Source organism: Paenibacillus lemnae (assembly GCF_012933385.1).
GTDB classification, from domain to species: Bacteria; Bacillota; Bacilli; order Paenibacillales; family Paenibacillaceae; genus Paenibacillus_AQ; species Paenibacillus_AQ lemnae.
On record NZ_JABBPN010000002.1, the window covers coordinates 283,815 to 303,491 of the forward strand.

19 protein-coding genes and 1 other RNA gene are annotated in these 19,677 nt (G+C 47.9%); 1 reads left to right on the forward strand and 19 read right to left on the reverse strand.

The window, feature by feature from the left end:
* Positions 1-9: 9 nt before the first annotated feature.
* From HII30_RS03285 to HII30_RS03295, 3 genes are all read right to left on the reverse strand, one after another.
* Positions 10-372, reverse strand: coding sequence for a hypothetical protein (locus HII30_RS03285; RefSeq protein ID WP_169503695.1), 363 nt, complete (start codon positions 370-372; stop codon positions 10-12).
* Between the two features lie 90 nt (positions 373-462).
* On the reverse strand, positions 463-687 hold the full coding sequence (locus tag HII30_RS03290; RefSeq protein WP_169503501.1) for a DUF1540 domain-containing protein: 225 nt from the start codon (positions 685-687) through the stop codon (positions 463-465).
* 137 nt (positions 688-824) lie between these two features.
* On the reverse strand, positions 825-1,331 hold the full coding sequence (locus HII30_RS03295; RefSeq protein WP_169503502.1) for a YpuI family protein: 507 nt from the start codon (positions 1,329-1,331) through the stop codon (positions 825-827).
* Positions 1,332-1,565: 234 nt separating this feature from the next.
* Here HII30_RS03295 and HII30_RS03300 point away from each other — a divergent pair, with 234 nt between their 5' ends.
* The gene (locus HII30_RS03300; protein WP_169503503.1) at positions 1,566-3,455 is read left to right on the forward strand and encodes a S8 family peptidase; all 1,890 of its coding nucleotides are present in this window, start codon (positions 1,566-1,568) and stop codon (positions 3,453-3,455) included.
* A 74-nt stretch (positions 3,456-3,529) separates the two neighbouring features.
* On the opposite strand, the gene HII30_RS03305 is transcribed toward HII30_RS03300, so the two are convergent.
* From HII30_RS03305 to HII30_RS03380, 16 genes are all read right to left on the reverse strand, one after another.
* A complete protein-coding gene (locus HII30_RS03305; protein ID WP_169503504.1) occupies positions 3,530-3,796 on the reverse strand; it encodes a hypothetical protein in 267 nt (88 codons plus the stop codon).
* 179 nt (positions 3,797-3,975) lie between these two features.
* An RNA gene (gene rnpB / locus HII30_RS03310) (RNase P RNA component class A) lies at positions 3,976-4,378 on the reverse strand.
* Between the two features lie 88 nt (positions 4,379-4,466).
* Entirely contained in the window at positions 4,467-5,582 is a 1,116-nt protein-coding gene (locus HII30_RS03315; RefSeq protein ID WP_169503505.1) for a Nif3-like dinuclear metal center hexameric protein, read from the reverse strand.
* Complete coding sequence (locus tag HII30_RS03320) at positions 5,558-6,328, reverse strand: tRNA (adenine(22)-N(1))-methyltransferase (protein ID WP_169503506.1); 771 nt, start codon at positions 6,326-6,328, stop codon at positions 5,558-5,560. Before HII30_RS03320 ends, HII30_RS03315 begins: the two co-directional genes overlap by 25 nt.
* A gap of 227 nt (positions 6,329-6,555) precedes the next feature.
* Positions 6,556-7,686, reverse strand: coding sequence for an RNA polymerase sigma factor RpoD (rpoD, locus tag HII30_RS03325; RefSeq protein WP_169503507.1), 1,131 nt, complete (start codon positions 7,684-7,686; stop codon positions 6,556-6,558).
* A gap of 42 nt (positions 7,687-7,728) precedes the next feature.
* Positions 7,729-9,546, reverse strand: a complete 1,818-nt coding sequence (dnaG, locus tag HII30_RS03330; protein ID WP_169503697.1) for a DNA primase — start codon at positions 9,544-9,546, stop codon at positions 7,729-7,731.
* Between the two features lie 46 nt (positions 9,547-9,592).
* Positions 9,593-10,060 carry a YaiI/YqxD family protein gene (locus HII30_RS03335; protein WP_169503508.1) on the reverse strand — a complete coding sequence of 156 codons (468 nt, stop codon included), beginning with the start codon at positions 10,058-10,060 and terminating at the stop codon, positions 9,593-9,595.
* A 187-nt stretch (positions 10,061-10,247) separates the two neighbouring features.
* Positions 10,248-12,323: a glycine--tRNA ligase subunit beta gene (gene glyS / locus HII30_RS03340; protein WP_169503509.1), complete on the reverse strand. Its 2,076-nt coding sequence runs from the start codon at positions 12,321-12,323 to the stop codon at positions 10,248-10,250.
* Positions 12,316-13,203, reverse strand: a complete 888-nt coding sequence (glyQ, locus tag HII30_RS03345) for a glycine--tRNA ligase subunit alpha (protein ID WP_169503510.1) — start codon at positions 13,201-13,203, stop codon at positions 12,316-12,318. Before glyQ ends, glyS begins: the two co-directional genes overlap by 8 nt.
* A 318-nt stretch (positions 13,204-13,521) precedes the next feature.
* Positions 13,522-14,277 (reverse strand): DNA repair protein RecO, encoded by a 756-nt coding sequence (recO, locus tag HII30_RS03350; RefSeq protein WP_169503511.1) that lies wholly within the window; start codon positions 14,275-14,277, stop codon positions 13,522-13,524.
* A gap of 36 nt (positions 14,278-14,313) precedes the next feature.
* Positions 14,314-14,457 carry a YqzL family protein gene (locus HII30_RS03355; protein WP_169503512.1) on the reverse strand — a complete coding sequence of 48 codons (144 nt, stop codon included), beginning with the start codon at positions 14,455-14,457 and terminating at the stop codon, positions 14,314-14,316.
* A 135-nt stretch (positions 14,458-14,592) separates the two neighbouring features.
* Positions 14,593-15,495, reverse strand: coding sequence for a GTPase Era (gene era, locus HII30_RS03360; protein WP_169503513.1), 903 nt, complete (start codon positions 15,493-15,495; stop codon positions 14,593-14,595).
* Between the two features lie 24 nt (positions 15,496-15,519).
* Entirely contained in the window at positions 15,520-15,894 is a 375-nt protein-coding gene (locus HII30_RS03365; RefSeq protein WP_169503514.1) for a diacylglycerol kinase, read from the reverse strand.
* Positions 15,891-16,391 (reverse strand): rRNA maturation RNase YbeY, encoded by a 501-nt coding sequence (gene ybeY / locus HII30_RS03370; protein WP_169503515.1) that lies wholly within the window; start codon positions 16,389-16,391, stop codon positions 15,891-15,893. The genes HII30_RS03365 and ybeY overlap by 4 nt, the downstream gene beginning before the upstream one ends.
* A 21-nt stretch (positions 16,392-16,412) precedes the next feature.
* Positions 16,413-18,686, reverse strand: a complete 2,274-nt coding sequence (locus tag HII30_RS03375; protein ID WP_169503516.1) for an HD family phosphohydrolase — start codon at positions 18,684-18,686, stop codon at positions 16,413-16,415.
* 14 nt (positions 18,687-18,700) lie between these two features.
* The gene (locus HII30_RS03380; protein ID WP_169503517.1) at positions 18,701-19,672 is read right to left on the reverse strand and encodes a PhoH family protein; all 972 of its coding nucleotides are present in this window, start codon (positions 19,670-19,672) and stop codon (positions 18,701-18,703) included.
* Between the last annotated feature and the right edge of the window lie 5 nt (positions 19,673-19,677).

A 19,677-nucleotide genomic window follows, 5' to 3' on the forward strand; every position in this document is an offset into this window, starting at 1 on the left:
AGTCCGCCGTTATCTGGCAAATGGAATCAGTACAAAATAGCTGATCGTGGCCAGCAGACCCAGACCAATACTCCAGGCGCCGAGCGTGCGGCTTCCTTTGGTGTAGGAATAATAACCTGTCACGGCTGCAATCGGCCCCAGAATGACAGACCACATGAACAAAGCGGCAATGCCGATGATGAGCCCCACATAACCGACAGCTTTTCCTGTGCGGATATCCTCATGACCTGTTTCCTTTTCAACAGTCTGCTCATGACGAACCGTGTTCACCCCGTATGGCGTCATCTCTGCACCATATTCCTCCTGATAATTCCGGCGGGGATAATCGGTACGGTCACGATGGGTCTCAATCCCTTTGAACTGGGAATCCATACGGTTTTTGTTGTACTGGTTTCTGTTGTACTGATTATTGTCGTTCATACGTTGACCTCCCTGAGAATCATGATCAGAGTCGTTGGTTTGTTATCCCTTTGGCTTAAAGGTTAGGCAGCATGTGGCAGAGGAAGTATCGGCGGCATCACGGTGATTGTCTACGAAATGTTCTCCGGCAAATTCGTCACCAAGATGAACATTGGCATGACGATCGATCTCGATCATAATCATATCGGCACGGCAAATATTCTGTTCTCCCCAGTAATTACAGTTGCTGACACTGCATTTTACATATGGTTTGGCTTCGTTGGCCATTTGATATCACCTCGCATACATTTTCCCCTCGCATGGAAAGGCGTATACACATCCCCCACTGTCATTTGGTGTTAAGGAATACAAAAAAAGAGATACCTAAAGCGGCATCTCTCTTGTGTATGGTCAGTATTTAAAAATTACGCATGTTTGCGATCGGCCTGCATACGGCGTTCGGTTAAATAATCACTCTCATAATAAGCCAGATCGTCACGCAGTTCTTCATAGGTTCTGGTAATGTTCAGGATGATGTCCCTAGCAGGCCGTACCGGCTTCTTCCGGAACCGAATCGCATCCTGGCCAGTATATGCATAGCGTCCGTCTTCGGAATAGCTTTCATTTTTCGGGTAAAAGAATACGTTTACGCAGCGGTGATAAACATTATACAATGCTTTTTCCGCAAAATCGGCATCAAAGTTCGGACGACGCTGAACGATGCCCAGCTTTTCGTAAGCTACCTCCGAGAAAGCAAGCAGATGACGGAGATCTGAAAGAAATCCTTTGTAAAATTGAACGGTCTCTTCATCCTGTTCTGCGGCTAACTGAGACAGGGTATGTTCATTCAAAAATGGTTCCAGGATGTTGATCGCGGATTTCAGTTTTTCCCTTGTTTCCGCACACAGATTCTGAAGATTGTCAGCTGGCATTACGTTGGCTCCCCCTTAATGTTACTGGCCGTTTTAGAGTAAAAACCTGCGGCCAATGTCATGTTCTATCCTACCATAAATGACCTGATTTTTAAAATCCTAAACGATGAATCCGGCACCAATTTTTTTGCAGTCTTCATTTTTATAACCCAGTCATTACAGCATCGACGCATAAAAAATAACACATATCATCAGGCTAAAAGAAAAAATCATCACCAGTAAGGAGCAAAAATAATGAAATCACGCCGCTTATGGAGTTTATTAGGTGCTGTCTCTATATTGGGGTTGTTTCTTGTGATCCTGCTAAGCAGTGATCCTCAGTCCCGGGAACCGGACCTCGCGAAAAACCGCAGCCGAATCTCGGCGCCGGAGGAAAAGACAGTCAAGCTGTCCGTGATGCAGGGTGATCTAAATGCAACGGACCGCCTTAGCCGGCTGGATGCCAGGCAGCATCTCCAAACTCTGCTGGACCCTCACGGTAATAAAAAACAAGAAAAAATCAAGGCTTCTGTAGCCAAACATCAGGTCTCACATCCACAGTATGAACAAATAATCTGGTTTCAACTTCGCCCTGGCAGCGTCAAAGAGGTTTTTCGATGCGGTCCAGAACAAGGTCCTCATCAAAAAATAATCAGCAGGTATATGAAGCAGGCCCAGACTCAGATCCTGAAGGGAAAATCGTACCAGTCTCCGACGTTTCAGACAGGCCAGCAATCTTATTTTGTAGCTGCAGAGCCTTCCTCGGATAAGACATACGGGGCTGCTGCTGTGGTAAATCACAAAGTGCTGTCCCAGGTAAAAAACCATCAGCGTAAAAATCTGCGTTTGATTCCATATCCGAAAGAAGGCTCATTTAAAATTGAATCTATTCACACCGACACACTCCAGGATCTGACGGTAAAAACAGGTCACGATAATCAAAATGCCAGCCATTACTATGAGAATGAAATTGTGGTGCGATTTCAGCAGGAGCCTATCGCAGATGACATGCTGCTCATTGCATCCGCTATTGACGGCAGTGCTCCCCGAAAATTAGGAAATGCTTATGTATTTCGTTCCAGAAGCAAGAATTTCAACGAGTTAAAAGCTTACTTCACAACCACCTGGCGCCCTGTATATGCTGAACCTCATTACCTTTATTTAACAAATAATGAGCCTGTTAACACGCCTAATGACCTGCTGTTCTCACAATATCAGTGGAATCTGCCTGCAATTGAAACCAATCGCGGGTGGGATTTGTCCAAGGGGAGCGAAGATGTGGTCATTGCCGTCATTGACACTGGAATTGACTTGGATCATACCGATCTGCGCGGTCAAACGGTGAACGGATACAATGTGGTAAACCCGGATGATCGTCCTATGGATGATGTCGGACATGGAACTCACGTCGCAGGTATCATCTCAGCTCTTGTGAACAACGGAGAAGGTGTTGCCGGAATGAGCTGGTACAACAAAATCATGCCAATCAAGGCTCTGGACAGCAGCGGTTCCGGTACAACTTATGCTGTGGCGGAGGGGATTATATGGGCGGCAGACCATGGGGCTAAAGTGATTAACATGAGTCTGGGCAACTATGCAGATTCGCAGTTTCTTCATGATGCGGTGAAGTATGCCTACGACCGGGACGTGCTTCTTGTTGCAGCCTCAGGGAATGATAATACCGAACGTCCTGGTTTTCCTGCTGCCTATCCTGAAGTATTGGCGGTCGGGGCAACCAACTCGGATCTGACCCGAGCGGAGTACTCCAATTATGGAGACTATATAGATGTCACAGCCCCTGGAACGAACATTGCCAGCACGTACCCTGGTAATCAGTATGCTGCACTATCCGGAACGTCCATGGCCAGCCCCCATGTTGCAGCGATGGCTGGCTTAATTCGCTCTTTGAATCCGGATCTGACCAACCGGGAAGTGATGGATATTATGATTTCTCATGCACTTGATCTCGGTGACAAAGGAAAGGATAAATATTTCGGCAATGGACAGGTCGATGTCTTTCGTTCCCTGAAGGCTGCCGAAAATGACGAGGTCCCTTTACAGATGTGGCCGCATCATGTGCTGAACCGTCTTCAAGAGGAATTAAAACGACAGCAAGACCTGAAGAACGATACATTCTCCCCATAAATCTACGATAAACAAACCAAGAAAGCAGCCTGTGGATTGTTCTTATGGCTGCTTTCTTGATGTTCTGATATCCTTTATCTTTTGCGCCGATTACGGGAACTGCTGGAAGCACGCTTTCTGGACGAGCTGCCAGACACGGTGACGCCAGCCACCTCTTCGCGCTCTGTCACGGTGTAGATATGCTGTTCTACAGGTACACAATGCACTTTATCCACCACTTGAATCGGATGAATCACAGGCACGATCTGCGGAACGAAATGATCTCTGATCACTACGATAGGATCACATACAATGGGAGAAACCGGAGGACAAACCGGTGGGCAAGGTCTTACATGGGACATGAACTCCAACTCCTTTCCGTTGATAATATCAGCTTATTATTCATGGGACATATTGGTATGGTCATTTGTACTTCTGCCGTTTATTTATTTCTATATAACGAAAAGACGCCTGATTTCCAGTCACAATAGACTTAGAAATCAGGCGTCTGATATGATGTCCTGAATATTACCGTTGCAGTTAGAAAAGTTTTTCATAAGCCGGGTTCTGTGCTCTTCGTGGTCATAACGGGAACTACCCTGCCACCATAAGCGACAATCATCTATCTAGGCCGGTCATTACTGAACGGCTCCAGCGACCAACCCGAACGCGCCTCGGGCTAAGGCTGCTTCCTCGAAAGAAGCTGCGTTCCATTAGGTCTTGCTCCAGGTGGGGTTTACCAGGAACGAAGTCACCAGCGTTCCTCGGGGTCTCTTACACCTCGGTTCCATCCTTGCCTGATCCGTATAAACGGCCATCGGCGGTCCATTTCTGTGGCACTATCCTTCAACTCGCGCTGACTGGACGTTATCCAGCACCCTGCCCTGTGGAGCCCGGACTTTCCTCTCGCGGTTCTCACCGCCAGCGATTGTCTGACAAACTTTTCGGACAACACTACATAGTATACATGTTTTGAAAGAACGTTACAAGCCATCAAAGCTTCTCATTTAAAGAGATTAATTCCAAACTGACTCACATGAATGTAAATGGTTCTGTGTTAACCTTCGAAGCTGAAACCAGGGTATCATAACGGTGAGCCTGCAGTTGATCAGCCAGCCACAAGGCTACTTTTTCCTTCATGATTTTCTCTGCATTATGTCCCGGATCGATGATGCAAAGCCCTGCAGCCACTGCATCCAGCGCCGTGTGATAGTCGATATCGCCGGTTACAAGCACATCTGCTCCCCGGAACATGGCAGCATGCATAAACTTACCTCCTGAGCCGCCAATGACAGCGGCCTTCTTCAGAAGCGTGTCCGGATTGCCCACAACACGGACGTGAGGAACGTCCAGGTTCTGTTTGACGGTCTCGGCTAATTGTTTTAATGTCACCGGTTCTCTCAGTTCCCCAACCCGTCCGAGGCCAAGTGTTCTGCCTTTCTGCTCCAGCGGGTAAAGATCGTATGCTGCTTCTTCGTAAGGATGAGCTTTCAACATAGCTTGAACGACCTTTTTCTGGATGCCTTTCGGAACGATCGTCTCCAGACGCACTTCGTTGACCCTTTCCAGGCTTCCTTGTTGGCCGATAAAAGGCTCACTGCCCTCCTGAGGCATAAAGGTGCCAAAGCCATCCATATTAAAGCTGCAGTGACTGTACTGGCCAAGATGGCCTGCTCCGGCGTTAAGGACCGCATCCAGTACTTCCTGATGATGACTTTTTGGTACAAATACCACCAGCTTGAACAGTGATTCCTGGTGAACATCCTGCACAGATACCGTATTTTCAATACCTAATGCCTCGGCCATCCAATCGTTCATTCCGCCCTCGGTGATGTCAAGGTTCGTATGACTGATGTATACTGCAATATCGCTCTTAATCAGCTTCTCATACACTTTTCCCATCGGAGTATCGGTCTGTAAGCCTTTGAGCGGTCTGTAAATGATGGCATGATGCGCTATGATGAGATCCACACCTGTCTTCACAGCCTCATCAACGACTTCCTCTGTCACATCCAGCGCTATCATCACGTGCTTTATATCTTTTTGCAGGGTGCCCAGCTGCAGTCCAATCCGGTCATCCGGCTCGGCTGCATGCTTGGGTGCCAGCTGTTCCATACATTGAATTACGGCTTGTCCTTTTGCAAGCATGACAGCACCTCCTTGATTGTATCCATTTCCTGTTTGAGCTCGCCTGCCTTCTCGGATGCGGAAGACAGTTCTGATTTTGCAAGGGAAGCAAGAATTTTCGCCATCTTACCCAGTTCCGACCTCCATTTCGCATGGAACACGAACACAGGCTTCCTGATTAACCACGGTCCGAAACGCAGCAGCCAGGCTTGTGGCACTTCCAAACCGCTGTTCAGCCTGTAGGTTTGGTACAGCTCTTCATTGGTTAAGCCGTTTACCTCTTCTTCTTCAGGGACAGCGGTCAGCACTTCATAAATCTTGCCGTCTTCCTCCAGAATATCCTCTTCAATCAGCACCCAGTGATGCTTAACCAGCCATTTCCGCAGAAGGTCCTCTCCCACATTGGGCTGAAGAATCAAACGGTGGATGCCTTGCAATTTCCCCTGTGTATGTCCCCGGTCTAGGATGGATGATATAAGTCCGCCGCCCATGCCGGCAATCGTGATGACATCGACTTCTCCCGGATGAATTACATCCAGTCCGTCACCTTTGCGGACAGATATAACGGCAGCCAGGCCGGCTTCCTGTACCTGCTTCTCTGCGGCACGGTGAGGCCCGCTATTTACCTCACCCGCTACGGCGGAGACACACACTCCGGTCTGTACAGCTGCCGTCGGTAAAAGAGCGTGGTCTGAGCCGATATCAGCCAGCCTGCTGCCAGCAGGGATATGGTTCAACAGTGATTGCAAACGATTTGAAAGTTTCATGATAACTCCCTATCTAACTTTATTAGTGGTGTTCCTACCGTATCAAACGAAAAGCTAAACTGCAAACCAGATTTCTTTCCTGCTCGGTCTATTTGCATTGATTAAGCAAAAGAGCTAAAATAAATACGAAATACATAAATGAAGGAATTAATTCCAAAACCAAGAAATCTCTAATCGGTCAAAAAAGACCTTGCTGCATAGAATGCAGAAGGTCTGTATACTAGCTGTTATTCAAGAAAATCCTTCAGACGCTTACTGCGGCTTGGATGGCGGAGCTTTCGAAGCGCTTTGGCTTCAATCTGACGGATACGTTCACGAGTCACGCCAAACACTTTTCCGACTTCTTCCAGGGTTCGAGTACGTCCGTCATCCAGACCAAAACGCAGACGCAGAACGTTCTCTTCACGTTCAGTCAAGGTATCAAGCACATCTTCCAGCTGTTCTTTAAGAAGCTCATATGCCGCAGCATCGGCTGGAGCGAGCGCTTCTTGATCCTCAATAAAATCTCCCAGATGAGAGTCATCCTCTTCCCCGATCGGTGTTTCCAGGGAAACCGGTTCCTGGGCAATCTTCATGATCTCCCTTACCTTTTCCACACTCAATTCCATTTCTGCTGCAATTTCTTCCGGCGATGGTTCACGTCCCAATTCCTGCAGAAGCTGTCTGGATACCCGGATCAGCTTATTGATCGTCTCCACCATATGAACCGGAATCCGGATGGTCCGGGCCTGGTCTGCTATGGCACGGGTAATGGCCTGACGAATCCACCATGTTGCATACGTGCTGAATTTAAAGCCTTTTTCGTAATCGAACTTTTCTACGGCCTTGATCAGACCCATGTTGCCTTCCTGAATCAAATCCAAGAAGAGCATCCCTCGTCCGACATACCGTTTCGCAATGCTGACAACAAGCCGGAGGTTAGCTTCTGCCAGACGGCGTTTGGCTTCTTCATCACCCTGATTGATACGCTTCGCCAGCTCCACTTCATCATCAGCTGATAGCAGCGGGACCCTTCCGATTTCTTTCAAATACATACGTACAGGGTCGTTGATCTTGATCCCCGGCGGCAGAGATAAGTCATCATCAAAGCCAAAATCATCACTTTGGTTATCTTCCGAGTCGTCCGATTGGCGATGCGTTCTTTCCTCATCATTCTCGTTAACAACCTCAATCCCCAGGTCGCCCAGTTGTTCGTAGAACTCCTCCATTTGCTCAGGATCCTGATCAAAGGGAGACAACTTCTCCATAATATCTTTATAGCTCAATACGGATCTTTTTTTACCCTGTTCAATCAACTGATCTTTGACTTGGTCCAGTGTAAATTCCGTTTCTAGTTCAGTATGCTGATCATTCGCCATTCTCTCGGCTCCCTCCTCCCTAGAAACAATCAAGCATAGCCGTCACTGTCTCTCTAGGGCAATAATCTCACTTGCAATTTGGGCGGCTCGCAAAAAATCACCCGATCGTTCTGCTTTCATCATTTCTTCTTTCTTCTCATCAATCTGTTTCTGTCTCGGATACTTCAATACTTCGCGTATGCAGTCATCAAGCACCTGAACGTTCCACTCCATCGGATTCTCCATCATGGAAATGGAACTCACAGTCTTCTCAAGACGGTCATCATGCAGTGAAGACATGAACCGGCTCGGATCCGGCGGCTTGCCCTGCGCGTAATAAGCATATAGATAAGCAGCAATTGCCGCATGATCTTCGATATTAAACGCTTCTCCTAGATGTTCGTCTACATACCTGGCAGCTTCCCCGTCCTGCAGCATAAGGGAAAGCAGCCTCCGTTCAGCGGCATGATAGGCGGGCAGCAGGGTGGGTGCCGCAGCCTGACCTTTTTTATGCCTACCATTATTCCACCTTTTTTCCGGAATATCCCCCTGCTCCTCCTTTTTTTGCATGGATTGGCGCAGAAGGTTACAATCCTGCTTCAAACTCTCATAAGATAAATGAAGCTCGGTGGATAATTCACGAAGGTAAACCTCACGCTCTGTAGAAGAACTCAGCTCTGCAATGATGGGCAGCGCTTCTTTGGTATAGGCAATTTTTCCATGTTCTTCTAGCAGTATATGGTTTTTTTTCAGATATATAAGTTTAAATTTTGTGGACGAAACGGCGGAGTTCATGACATGATGGTAACGTTCCAGACCGTATTTACGATAGTATTCATCAGGATCCATTCCGTCGCCCATCAGAGCTATTCTTACCCTTAAACCTGCTCCTTCAAGCATCGGCAGCACTTTCATGGCTGCCTGAAGTCCAGCCTTGTCCCCATCATAAGAAACGATGACCTCTTCAGCCATGGATTTCATGATGGCGATCTGCTGCTCCGTAAGGGATGTGCCCATTGTAGCCACCACATTCTGATAACCGGCTTCCCAGGTTGCGATGACGTCCCCGTATCCTTCGCACAAGACGATTTGGCGCAATTTGCGTATGGACGCTTTGGCCTGATGCAGGTTATATAATGTACGGCTTTTATTAAACAGCAGGCTTTCCGGAGAATTCAGGTACTTCGGCTGTCCTTCACCAAGAATCCGTCCTGCGAAGGCGATCACACGACCATTCCGGTCATGAATCGGAAACATGATTCGGTTTCTGAACTTATCCACATAACCGTCACGCTCCTGCCTCGCCGACAGTAACCCGCCTTTCTCCATTTCCTTCAGATCAAACTCCCGCTTGCCCAAAAATTGAACCATGGTATCCCACCTGTCTGGTGCAAAGCCAATCCCGAACTGCTCAATAATCTTGTCATTAAAACCGCGGGAGCGCAGATAGGATACCGCATCCTGTCCGTGCTGTGTATTCTTCAGCAAAAAATGATACAGCTTAGCACTCAACTCATAAGCGTCATACAGCAGCTCTTTTTCCGGATTCCGCGGGGCCATCTGATATCCCTGACCTTCCGGTAAAGAGATATCACTTTCCTCAGCCATCGCTCTAACCGCTTCAGGGAAAGAAAATCCTTCCATTTCCATTCTGAATTTGATGGCATTGCCGCCTTTACCGCATCCATAACAATAAAAAATCTGGCGTTCCGGTGTCACGGTAAAGGAAGGGGTTTTCTCCGAGTGAAACGGACAGAGGCCCTTCATGTATTTCCCCTGCTTGGTCAGTTGTACGTACTTGCTTACCGTGTCGACGATATCATTCTTGGCCAGTACCGACTCAATCACATCATCCGGAATACTGCCTTGTCCGGTAACCATTCCAACCACCTTCATCTCTTCAGCACGTAAATAATATTCGCTGCGGTTAAACATTCTCCTGCATCTGCTGCAAAAGTTTTGTCAGTTTATGTTGAAAAATTTCACGGTCTTCCTCAGTCATCTTGCGCGGCCCTTTGGAATAGTGTCCCGACTTTCGCGCCTTAGCTTTTTGGTAACGGCTGTCCAGCAAAAAATCGATATCCTGATCACTAAAGGATCGGCCTCTAAACGAAATAACCTTGCACGATTTGGACAGGCAAATCGCAGCTAATCCATAATCCTGTGTTACGACAATATCTCCGGGACGAATATGGTTCGCGATGTACAGATCGGCACTTTGGTCACTGCGGTCCACCTGGATTACGGTAATTCCCTCGCCCGGCTCCTGCCTGTGATCGAAGGAAGAAACCAGCAGCACAGATACACCGAACGTCCGTGCACATTGAGCAATCTCTTTCTTGACTGGACAAGCGTCACCGTCCACGACAATGTTCATATTATTCGTTAATGTCATTTGTCCTCTTGAAAACATATTGTTGGATAAATAAATGTCTACACTTATTATATACGTCTTGACTCAATAAAAATCCTTCTTCCGTAAACGTACAAATGGCTGCCATTTTATAGAAATCTCCCCGGAATAACGACAAGCGGCTGCCCCGAAACCGGGGCCCCGCTTTTCGTCAAGCTGTTATCCTTCTTTACCACACCAGCTTTGTAAACTCAGCAAATGATTTAAGATCATTCTCAATGCCGGAGAGCAGTGCCAGACGGTTGGCTTTTACTGCTTCATCTTCGGCCATGACCATGACATGATCAAAAAATCCTGTGATGGGATCCTTCAGCTGGCCCAGAAGTTTCAAGGCCTTCTCACCTTCTGAGTTTTGAACTGCATTCAGGTATTCATCTCGAACGCTCAGCCAGGCTTCATACAGCGCACTTTCCTGCGGCTGGGCGAACAATTCCGGATTGACGGCAATCTTGCCCGCCTTTGCTGCCAAATTACTCACACGGTTAAAGGATTCAACCGTTGTTTTGAAATCCACATTACTCTGGATCTCGGACATGAGGGCATGACCGCGGGATACGACGGACACCACATGATCAAAACCGGATGAAATAACGGCATCTACCACATCATATTTCAAATCTTCGGACAGAAGCTTCTTCACACGCAGTCCGAAGAAATCGATCAGATCCTTGCGAATTTCTTTCTCTGAACGTTTCAATCCCCGAACATCTTCATGCACAGCAAGGGCGGTATCAAACACTTCCGACAAGGACAATGGCAGCTGATGTTCCAGAATAATCTGCACAATACCCTGAGCTTGTCTCCGAAGAGCATAAGGGTCCTGAGACCCTGTAGGGATAATCCCGATGGAGAAGCAGCCGGCAATGGTATCCATTTTATCCGCGATGCTCACTACAGATCCCACCAGACTAGCCGGTACAGCATCACTGGCAGAACGAGGCTGGTAATGTTCAAAGACCGCTTTTGCTACACTTTCCTTCTCACCGGCCTTGCGGGCATAATCCTCACCCATCACGCCCTGAAGCTCAGGGAATTCATATACCATTTGTGTAACAAGATCGAATTTGCAGATATCGGCTGTCCGGCTGACATCATCAGATGCTTCAGCGGTTAGCGAAAGCTTTGCGGCCAGATTATCAGCAATACGGCGGATGCGGCGGACTTTATCACCGATCGTACCCAGTTCTTCATGGAAAACAATACTTTCCAATTTAGACAAGGCATCCTTAATCTGAAGCTTCTGATCTTCTTGGTAGAAGAATTTGGCATCAGACAGACGTGCACGCAGTACCTTCTCATTTCCTTTCGCGATCACATCCAGTGAACGGCTGTCACCACTGCGGACAGTTACGAAATAAGGCAGCAGCTGGCCTTCAGCATCCAGTACCGGGAAATACCGCTGATGCTCGCGCATCGAGGTGATGAGTACATCCTGCGGAATTTCAAGGAAAGCCGGATCAAAAGATCCATGCAGCACGGTCGGGATCTCTACCAGAAACAATACCTCTTCCAGCAAGTCTTCCTTCACAGCAATATTCCAGCCCTTTTCATCTGCAAGAGCATGAATCTGGGATACAATCATTTCCTCGCGTTCTTCGACATCAACGATGACATGCTGCTGACGTAAGATGTCCACATATGCTGAAGCCTCTGGTATAACGGCTTCGCTTCCTAGAAACCGGTGGCCTCTTGTCACATTACCGGCTTTGACATCTGTAATCTCCATGTTGATCACATCTGTACCATGAAGGGCCGCGATCCATTTGATAGGACGGACGAACTTGAATTCATGAGATCCCCATCTCATATTTTTAGGGAAGGTCATCGATGTGAGAATCCCCAGCAAGCCCTCAGACAAAAGGTCCGCTGTCGCTACACCCACACTGTTTTTCGTGACATAAATATATTCGACACCGCCGAGTTCCTTAAAAGTAAAGCTGTCCGGTTCCACACCTTGGCTGCGTGCGAATCCAAGTGCTGCCTTGCTCCAGTTTCCGCTGTCGTCCAGTGCAATTTTACGGGAAGGTCCTTTTACTTCTTCGCTCATATCGCTTTGACGGTCCGCCACATCATTGATCAGTACAGCGAGACGGCGTGGAGTTGCATATGCTGTCACAGTGCCAAAACTGATTCTGGACGTTTCCAGCCATTTGACAGTCTTCTCCTTCAGCTGATCCATTGCACTGCGCAAAAAACGGGCGGGAACTTCCTCCAGACCGATTTCAAACAATACGTTCTTAGTCAAGGTCAGCCCCTCCTTTCTTGATCAGCGGGAAGCCAAGCTTCTCGCGTTCCTCTAAATACGTAGCCGCGACCTGGCGAGCCAGATTGCGGACACGCATAATATAGCCGGTCCGTTCCGTTACACTGATGGCGCCGCGGGCATCCAGCAGGTTAAATGTATGGGAACACTTGAGCACATAGTCATACGCCGGGAACACCAGGTTTTGACTCATGGCTTTGTTCGCCTCTTCCTCATACATGTTGAAGAGCGTAAACAGCATTTTTACATCCGACACTTCAAAGGTATATTTGGAATGCTCAAACTCCGGCTGGTGAAATACATCACCATACGTAATGCCGTTCACCCACTCCAGTTCAAAGACATTCTCTTTGTCTTGAATATAGGAAGCCAGACGCTCCATGCCGTATGTAATTTCGACAGCAACGGGATTTGCATCAATACCGCCGACCTGCTGAAAATACGTAAACTGGGTGATCTCCATACCATCCAGCCACACTTCCCAGCCCAGTCCCCAAGCACCAAGCGTTGGAGCTTCCCAGTTATCTTCGACAAAACGGATGTCGTGATCCAGCGGGTTAATCCCTAAACGCTCCAAGCTTTCCAGATACAACTCCTGAATATTATCAGGTGAAGGCTTAATAATGACCTGAAACTGATGATGCTGGTACAGGCGATTCGGGTTCTCGCCATATCGTCCGTCTGCCGGACGCCGGGAAGGCTCCACGTACGCGACATTCCAAGGCTCTGGCCCGATCGAGCGAAGGTAGGTCATGGGATTCATGGTTCCTGCCCCTTTTTCCGTGTCATACGGTTGTACGATGATGCAGTTTTGTTCTGCCCAGAATTGCTGCAGTGTTAAAATCATCTGCTGAAAATTCATGATTTGTAGCTCCTTTGCATTGATTTTGACTACCAGATTCTGCACAACAAAAAGCTCCCGCCCTACGCCTGTTGTACAGACATAGGGACGAGAGCATGAGCTTCCCGCGGTTCCACCCTACTTGGTCTCTTGCAAGACCCACTTTATCACTTGCAGCATGCTCCAGGGACGCCATCATCATGGAGGGTTTCCACCGGACTTCCACCACCACCGGCTCGCTATCTAACTAAGGACTCCCATACACGAATTTCCCGTTCAACGCATGATTATTTAAATCAAAGAAATCATATCATATGATACCTAAATTTGAGACATTCGTCAAATATCATATTTGTCCATCTGATCGAGAAAGTTCTGTGATTTCAGCCGAAGCCCCAGCTGCATATCCATCAGGGCCCGCATAATGAGCTTCAGTTCTGACTTGGTCTCCGCCTTGACATCAACATTGCCTAATCTTCGTAGATCCAGACGCGCAAACAGCCGGAGCAGTTTCAATGTGCGCGGTGTCAATGTCATCGCAGGAGGATCCAGATGCTTGCAGTACCGGCACAGAACACCGCCCAGACGCGGACTGATTAGCATATCTTCATCGCTGCGCTCCTGACCGCAGGAAATACAAACGGATAGTTCCGGCCCATAGCCGGCAGCCTGAAGAATCTTCATCTCATAGAGATGGATAATAATTTGAGGATCTTTATTGTCCTCTAATGAAGCAAGACAGGCTTTCAGCTGATGAAACCAAAAAGCACCTGTCTCCTCATCCTGCAGCACCCGGTCCAGCAGCTCGCAGGCATATGAGGAGTAGGCGGCTTTAAACAGATCCTCTCGCAGCAGATGATGGGATTCTATAATCTCACCGGCATTCAACGTTCCGAGACCGGTACCATTTCTAAAATAAACATATTCACCATACGTAAAAAGCTGAGTCAATGCAGCATGCCGGCTCTTCACCTTTTTGGCGCCCCGGACCAGAACCCCTACCTTGCCCGAGATTTCGGTGCAAAGTGTAATGATCTTGTTCCCTTCGCCGTAGTCCATACTGCGGATGACGATGCCTTCCACCCTGTGTAGCATGCCTTATCACCCAACCATTCCTGAAACAGCCAGGAATCAATCGTTCTCTTCATGCTGAACCACCTCTTCACCAAAAGCCGGTACCTCTTCCGCTTCTCCTGTAATGCCGGATTCTTTATACAGCAGATATGCATCGACATCTCCAGTCATTGCAAAATACTTCCACGAAAAATCTCGCATTCGTATTCATCCTCTCTTAGGAAATGACGTCTCCCATCTATGAGTTAGGATGTGCGCCGGCAGAGGATTTATGATTTGCAATTGTTGGGAGAAGCTTAGAATACGTTTTCTGGGTGAGAAGGTTATAGATCAACATTACTGTCCGCGGTGAAATCCGAGATCGCGTAGAACCCGTTCCTGGTTGCGCCAATCTTTTTTGACCTTAACCCACAACTCCAGAAAAATCTTGGAGCCCAGCAGTCTCTGAATATCATGGCGGGCCTGCTTGCCCACTTCTTTGAGCAGTGAACCCTGTTTGCCGATGATAATTCCCTTCTGAGAATCCCGCTCTACAAAAATGACGGCCGAAATATGAACAGTGCCATTCTTCTCTACCTTCATGTCTTCAATCGTGACCGCTATGGAGTGCGGAATTTCTTCACGCGTCATGTGCAGAATCTTCTCGCGAATCAGTTCGGCGCAGACAAACTGCTCCGGATGATCGGTGACCTGATCCTCGGGATAATATTGAGGTCCGGGAGGCAGATAGTTCTGCAGCTGGTTCAGCAGTGTGCTCACATTGTTTCCAAGACTTGCTGAGACGGGAATGATCTCGGCAAAATCATGCAGCTTGCGGTACTCATCTATTAACGGCAGAAGTGCTTCCGGCTCGATCTTATCAATCTTGTTCATAACCAAAATGACCGGTGTCTGCACATTTTTAAGTTGTTCTGCAATAAAGCGGTCTCCACCGCCGAACCCTTCTGAAGCATCAATCAGAAACAGAATGGCTTCCACTTCACCCAGAGTGCCTAGTGCTGTCTGGTTCATATAATCCCCCAGCTTAGACTGGCGCTTATGAATCCCCGGGGTATCCAGAAATACGATCTGAGAATGATCGGTCGTATAGACTCCGTGAATTTTGTTGCGGGTGGTCTGCGGCTTGTCCGACATAATCGCGATTTTTTGGCCGATCACTTGATTCATCAAGGTTGATTTACCGACATTCGGCCTGCCAATAATGGCGATGAAACCTGATTTAAACGTTGTTTTATTCATATATGCCTCCAGCTCAATTGCTTATCAAGATTTAAACCATGCTGTCACTGGTCCGTAAAAGACGATAATACCCACGGCTGCGGCGAATACCGCCGTCACTAGGACAGCACCCGCTGCCGTGTCTTTCGCAATACGTGCCAGGGGGTGAGACTCGGGAGATACCAGATCCACCACAGCTTCTACTGCCGTGTTGAACAGCTCTGCACAAATAACAAGCGCTGAAGCCAGAAGCAAGCTGAGCCATTCCCATTTCCCCACATCCAGCAGTGCCGCAGCTAAAAATACCATTGCTGCGGCGGATACATGAATTTTGAGGTTAACTTCCGATTTCAGAGCATGCAGGATACCATGGCAGGCATATCTGAAACTGGCTGCGAAATCATGGCGTTCAGGTTTCACTGCCTTTTTAATCCCACTTGTTCAAGTACGGTTTCCTGCTTTGCCATCATTTCAGACTCACTGTCCTCATCCTGATGGTCATAACCCAGCAGATGGAGAAAGCCATGGACAAACAGAAATCCGAGCTCACGCTCCAGAGAATGTCCGAATTCTTCACTCTGCAGTTTAGCCTGCGGAACGGAAATTACAATGTCACCCAGAATTTCAGGCACCTCACCCAGCTCATCATGCTCGTCCATATCATAAATAATGGTCAGCTCTTCATCATGCTCCTCATTCATCGCAAAGGATAGCACATCTGTCGGGCGGTCAATGCCGCGGTAGTCTCTGTTAAGCTCATGGATCTGCTTATTATCCACAAAAGTCAGGTCCACTTCGCCGTCTTCAACCCCTTCGGACAAGCCAGCCTGCTGCAAAATCTTCTCCAGAAGCGTGATCAGTTCTTCCGTGATCGGAAAATCAGTCTGCTCATTATTCCATACCAGCTGCAAGCTCATCCTTACACACTCCTCATGTCATCATGGTTGATCTTTCTTTTCGTCACGCTGTCCTGAATCCACAGGAAGGTCAGTCTTGGTCTTCTTCATGTCCTCAGGATACTCTATACGGGAGTGGAAAATCCCCATGACTGTCGCTTTTAATGTTTTGGAAATAATATCAAGCTCTTTCATCGTCAGATCACATTCATTCAGTTGATTGTCATCGACACGGCCCTTGATGATCTTCTCGATCATGTTTTCAACCTGATCTACGGTTGGCTTACGTAAGGAACGTACCGCTGCTTCCACACTGTCAGCAATACCCACGATCGCTGCTTCCTTCGATTGGGCTTTCGGTCCGGGATAACGGAAATCATCTTCTGTAAAATCCGGTTCAACACCCTGCTCCTGCGCCTGCTTCATCGCTTTATGGTAGAAAAAATGAAGGAATGTTGTACCATGATGCTGCTCGGCAATATCCCGGATCGGCTTCGGAAGGTTATAGTCTTTCTGCATTTCAACTCCGTCCCGGGCATGTGCAACAATGATCGACTTGCTCAGCTTCGGCTCCAGAGAGTCATGCGGATTCTCCATATTACTCTGGTTCTCGATAAAGTACATCGGACGCTTTGTTTTGCCCACGTCATGATAATAAGATCCTACACGGCACAGCAGGCCATCCGCTCCGATTGCTTCCGCAGCCGCTTCAGATAGGTTTCCGACCATGACACTGTGATGATACGTCCCTGGTGTTTCAGTCAGCAGTTTACGCAGCAGCGGATGATTCGGATTAGACAGCTCCACCAGCTTCAAAGCAGACAAAATACCGAATGTTACTTCGAAAAATGGCATCAAGCCAATCACGAGCACTGCCGTCAAAATCCCACCGGCAATCGCAAAGCCAAGTGCGTACAAGCTTTCTGCGCGAGTCCATGTGGAATCATGAACCAGAAGGATGATAAGCACAGACAGGGCACCGAACAGAGACACCATAATGCCCCCCTTCAACAGGGCAGAGCGCTGACTGGCCCGGTGGATTGCAAACAGCGCTACACATGATGTAACGACAGCAAAAAATCCAAACCGGAAATCAAACATCTGGCTCTTATCCACATTCAGAATTACACTGGCCAGAATACTGAAAATCATAGCGCTGAAATAAGCCAGATGGATGTCCATCAGCAGTGTAACGAGAATGACGCCGATGGCAACAGGAGCCAGATAGCCTACATAAATGCGTTCCTCACTCTGGAGAAATCCTGCCAGGTGCATGCTGATCAGTGTAATAACATAGATAAGTACCAGCATTAATATTTGAGAGTTGTTATATTTAAATAAATTGACGTCCGATTGACGGATAAACATCAGCACCCCAAAAGAGAGCAGGACGGAAAAGAGAAGCAGTCCCAGTTCCGGCCAATATGTCACTTCATCTTTCAGCAAGCCGTTCTTGCTCAGAAAATCATAAATATCAGGTGTAATCAGCTGACCTTTCTGAACGAGAATGTCTCCCTGTTTAATGAACACCGGCTGTGTGTTTTCTCTCGCCTCGACCTTCGCTTCCTTCGTTGCCACTTCATTATAAAATTTATTTGCCGTAATAGAGAGACGGACCAGCTCTTGTACGACTTCACGGGCGGTCCGGTCGTTCAGCGAACTGGTGCTGACCAGCTCGGCCACCTTGGCTCTTGCTGTCTGGGCATCGACAATCTCATTCATCAATCGTGACACGATATCCCGGGCCACCGATTTCATCTGAGTAATTTCTTCGCCTTCAAGCCGGGGTATCTTGATAAAAGTTTCTTCCGGCACACGATACGCCTGCTGTTCAATAACACGTTTCATTTCCTCCAGCAGTTCGTCCGGATATCCTTCCGACCCCCGGTTGCCCGCTATAAAGCTGTTGACAAAATCGTTCACGCGCTGCGGAATTTCTTCCCGATAGATTGAGATTTTATCCTGGACGGATACCTCATCCTGATTCAGGCGGTCAATCCGCTCGAACAGCTGCTGCACCAAAACATCATTCCGAAGAGGTACATATGTATAAATGGGCTGCACACGTTCTGCTGCTTCTTCCTGTGCTTTCAATGTAGCCTTGCTGTCCTCGATCTGAGCCGGAGCAGGAATATTTTTCTCACTGCGCGTACCAACTTGAATATCATAACGCTCCGGGAGAAGCTTGATCGACAGGCTGATATAAATCAGCAGCGCAAGCAGTAAAAACAGAATATAGCGTGTTGCCACGCTATATTTCCACCTGTTATTTTTATCTGATATGGACTTGTCCGTCGATGGTTTGGTAATGGCCATAGCGACAATCCCCTTTAAACTTGGTTTTCTGCAGCTTTGTCATATGCAACGATAATTTTCTGGACTAAAGAGTGCCGTACAACGTCCTGCTCAGCAAAATAAACAAATCCGATATCTTCAATCTCACCAAGAATCATTTTGGCTTCAACAAGTCCTGATTTCTTGCCGCGGGGCAGATCAATCTGAGTGACATCGCCGGTAATGACCATTTTGGAGCCAAATCCCAGACGGGTCAAAAACATCTTCATCTGTTCCGGTGTCGTGTTCTGGGCTTCATCCAATATAATAAATGAATCGTCCAGCGTACGTCCCCTCATATAAGCAAGCGGCGCGATTTCAATGAGGCCTCTCTCCAGTGCTTTGGCTGTCTGGTCTGGTCCCATCACGTCGTACAGCGCATCATACAGCGGCCGTAGATAAGGATCAACCTTCTCCTGCAGATCGCCTGGGAGAAAGCCCAGACTTTCGCCTGCTTCGACAGCCGGACGTGTGAGGACAATCCGCTTAACCGTTCCTTCTTTCAGGGCAGCAACAGCGAGAACGACCGCAAGATAGGTTTTACCGGTACCGGCCGGGCCAATCCCGAATACAATATCACGCTTCTTGATCGTAGTCACATAGTGCTTCTGTCCGATTGTCTTAACCCGGATCGGCTTACCCCGGAATGTTGTCGTGATTTCGCCTTTATAAAGATCGAGCAGTTGATCTGCACGTAAATCGATAGCCAGGTCTACGGCATAATTAACATCTCTTTCTGTCAAAATGTATCCATTGCGGACAAGCTGAAGCAGTACGTCAAACAGCTGCTGAAGGCTTTCCACATGAGCTGGTTCACCCGTTATGGTCAACACAGCTTCCCGCGAATCAATCCTGGCGGGTATGCGGGATTCAATCATTTTAAGAAATGTATCCTGGGGTCCGAATAAAGAAAGCCCTTCAGACGCGCTTTGCAAATGAATGTGAGTGCTGGTCGTTTGTTGTGACAAATAGC

Coding starts and splice junctions, on each gene's coding strand:
- HII30_RS03285 (WP_169503695.1), bottom strand. CDS start 372: ATGGATTCCCAGTTCAAAGGGATTGAGACCCATCGTGACCGTACCGAT.
- HII30_RS03290 (WP_169503501.1), bottom strand. CDS start 687: ATGGCCAACGAAGCCAAACCATATGTAAAATGCAGTGTCAGCAACTGT.
- HII30_RS03295 (WP_169503502.1), bottom strand. CDS start 1,331: ATGCCAGCTGACAATCTTCAGAATCTGTGTGCGGAAACAAGGGAAAAA.
- HII30_RS03300 (WP_169503503.1), top strand. CDS start 1,566: ATGAAATCACGCCGCTTATGGAGTTTATTAGGTGCTGTCTCTATATTG.
- HII30_RS03305 (WP_169503504.1), bottom strand. CDS start 3,796: ATGTCCCATGTAAGACCTTGCCCACCGGTTTGTCCTCCGGTTTCTCCC.
- HII30_RS03315 (WP_169503505.1), bottom strand. CDS start 5,582: ATGCTTGCAAAAGGACAAGCCGTAATTCAATGTATGGAACAGCTGGCA.
- HII30_RS03320 (WP_169503506.1), bottom strand. CDS start 6,328: ATGAAACTTTCAAATCGTTTGCAATCACTGTTGAACCATATCCCTGCT.
- rpoD (WP_169503507.1), bottom strand. CDS start 7,686: ATGGCGAATGATCAGCATACTGAACTAGAAACGGAATTTACACTGGAC.
- dnaG (WP_169503697.1), bottom strand. CDS start 9,546: ATGGTTACCGGACAAGGCAGTATTCCGGATGATGTGATTGAGTCGGTA.
- HII30_RS03335 (WP_169503508.1), bottom strand. CDS start 10,060: ATGACATTAACGAATAATATGAACATTGTCGTGGACGGTGACGCTTGT.
- glyQ (WP_169503510.1), bottom strand. CDS start 13,203: ATGAATTTTCAGCAGATGATTTTAACACTGCAGCAATTCTGGGCAGAA.
- recO (WP_169503511.1), bottom strand. CDS start 14,277: ATGCTACACAGGGTGGAAGGCATCGTCATCCGCAGTATGGACTACGGC.
- HII30_RS03355 (WP_169503512.1), bottom strand. CDS start 14,457: ATGCGAGATTTTTCGTGGAAGTATTTTGCAATGACTGGAGATGTCGAT.
- era (WP_169503513.1), bottom strand. CDS start 15,495: ATGAATAAAACAACGTTTAAATCAGGTTTCATCGCCATTATTGGCAGG.
- ybeY (WP_169503515.1), bottom strand. CDS start 16,391: ATGAGCTTGCAGCTGGTATGGAATAATGAGCAGACTGATTTTCCGATC.
- HII30_RS03375 (WP_169503516.1), bottom strand. CDS start 18,686: ATGGCCATTACCAAACCATCGACGGACAAGTCCATATCAGATAAAAAT.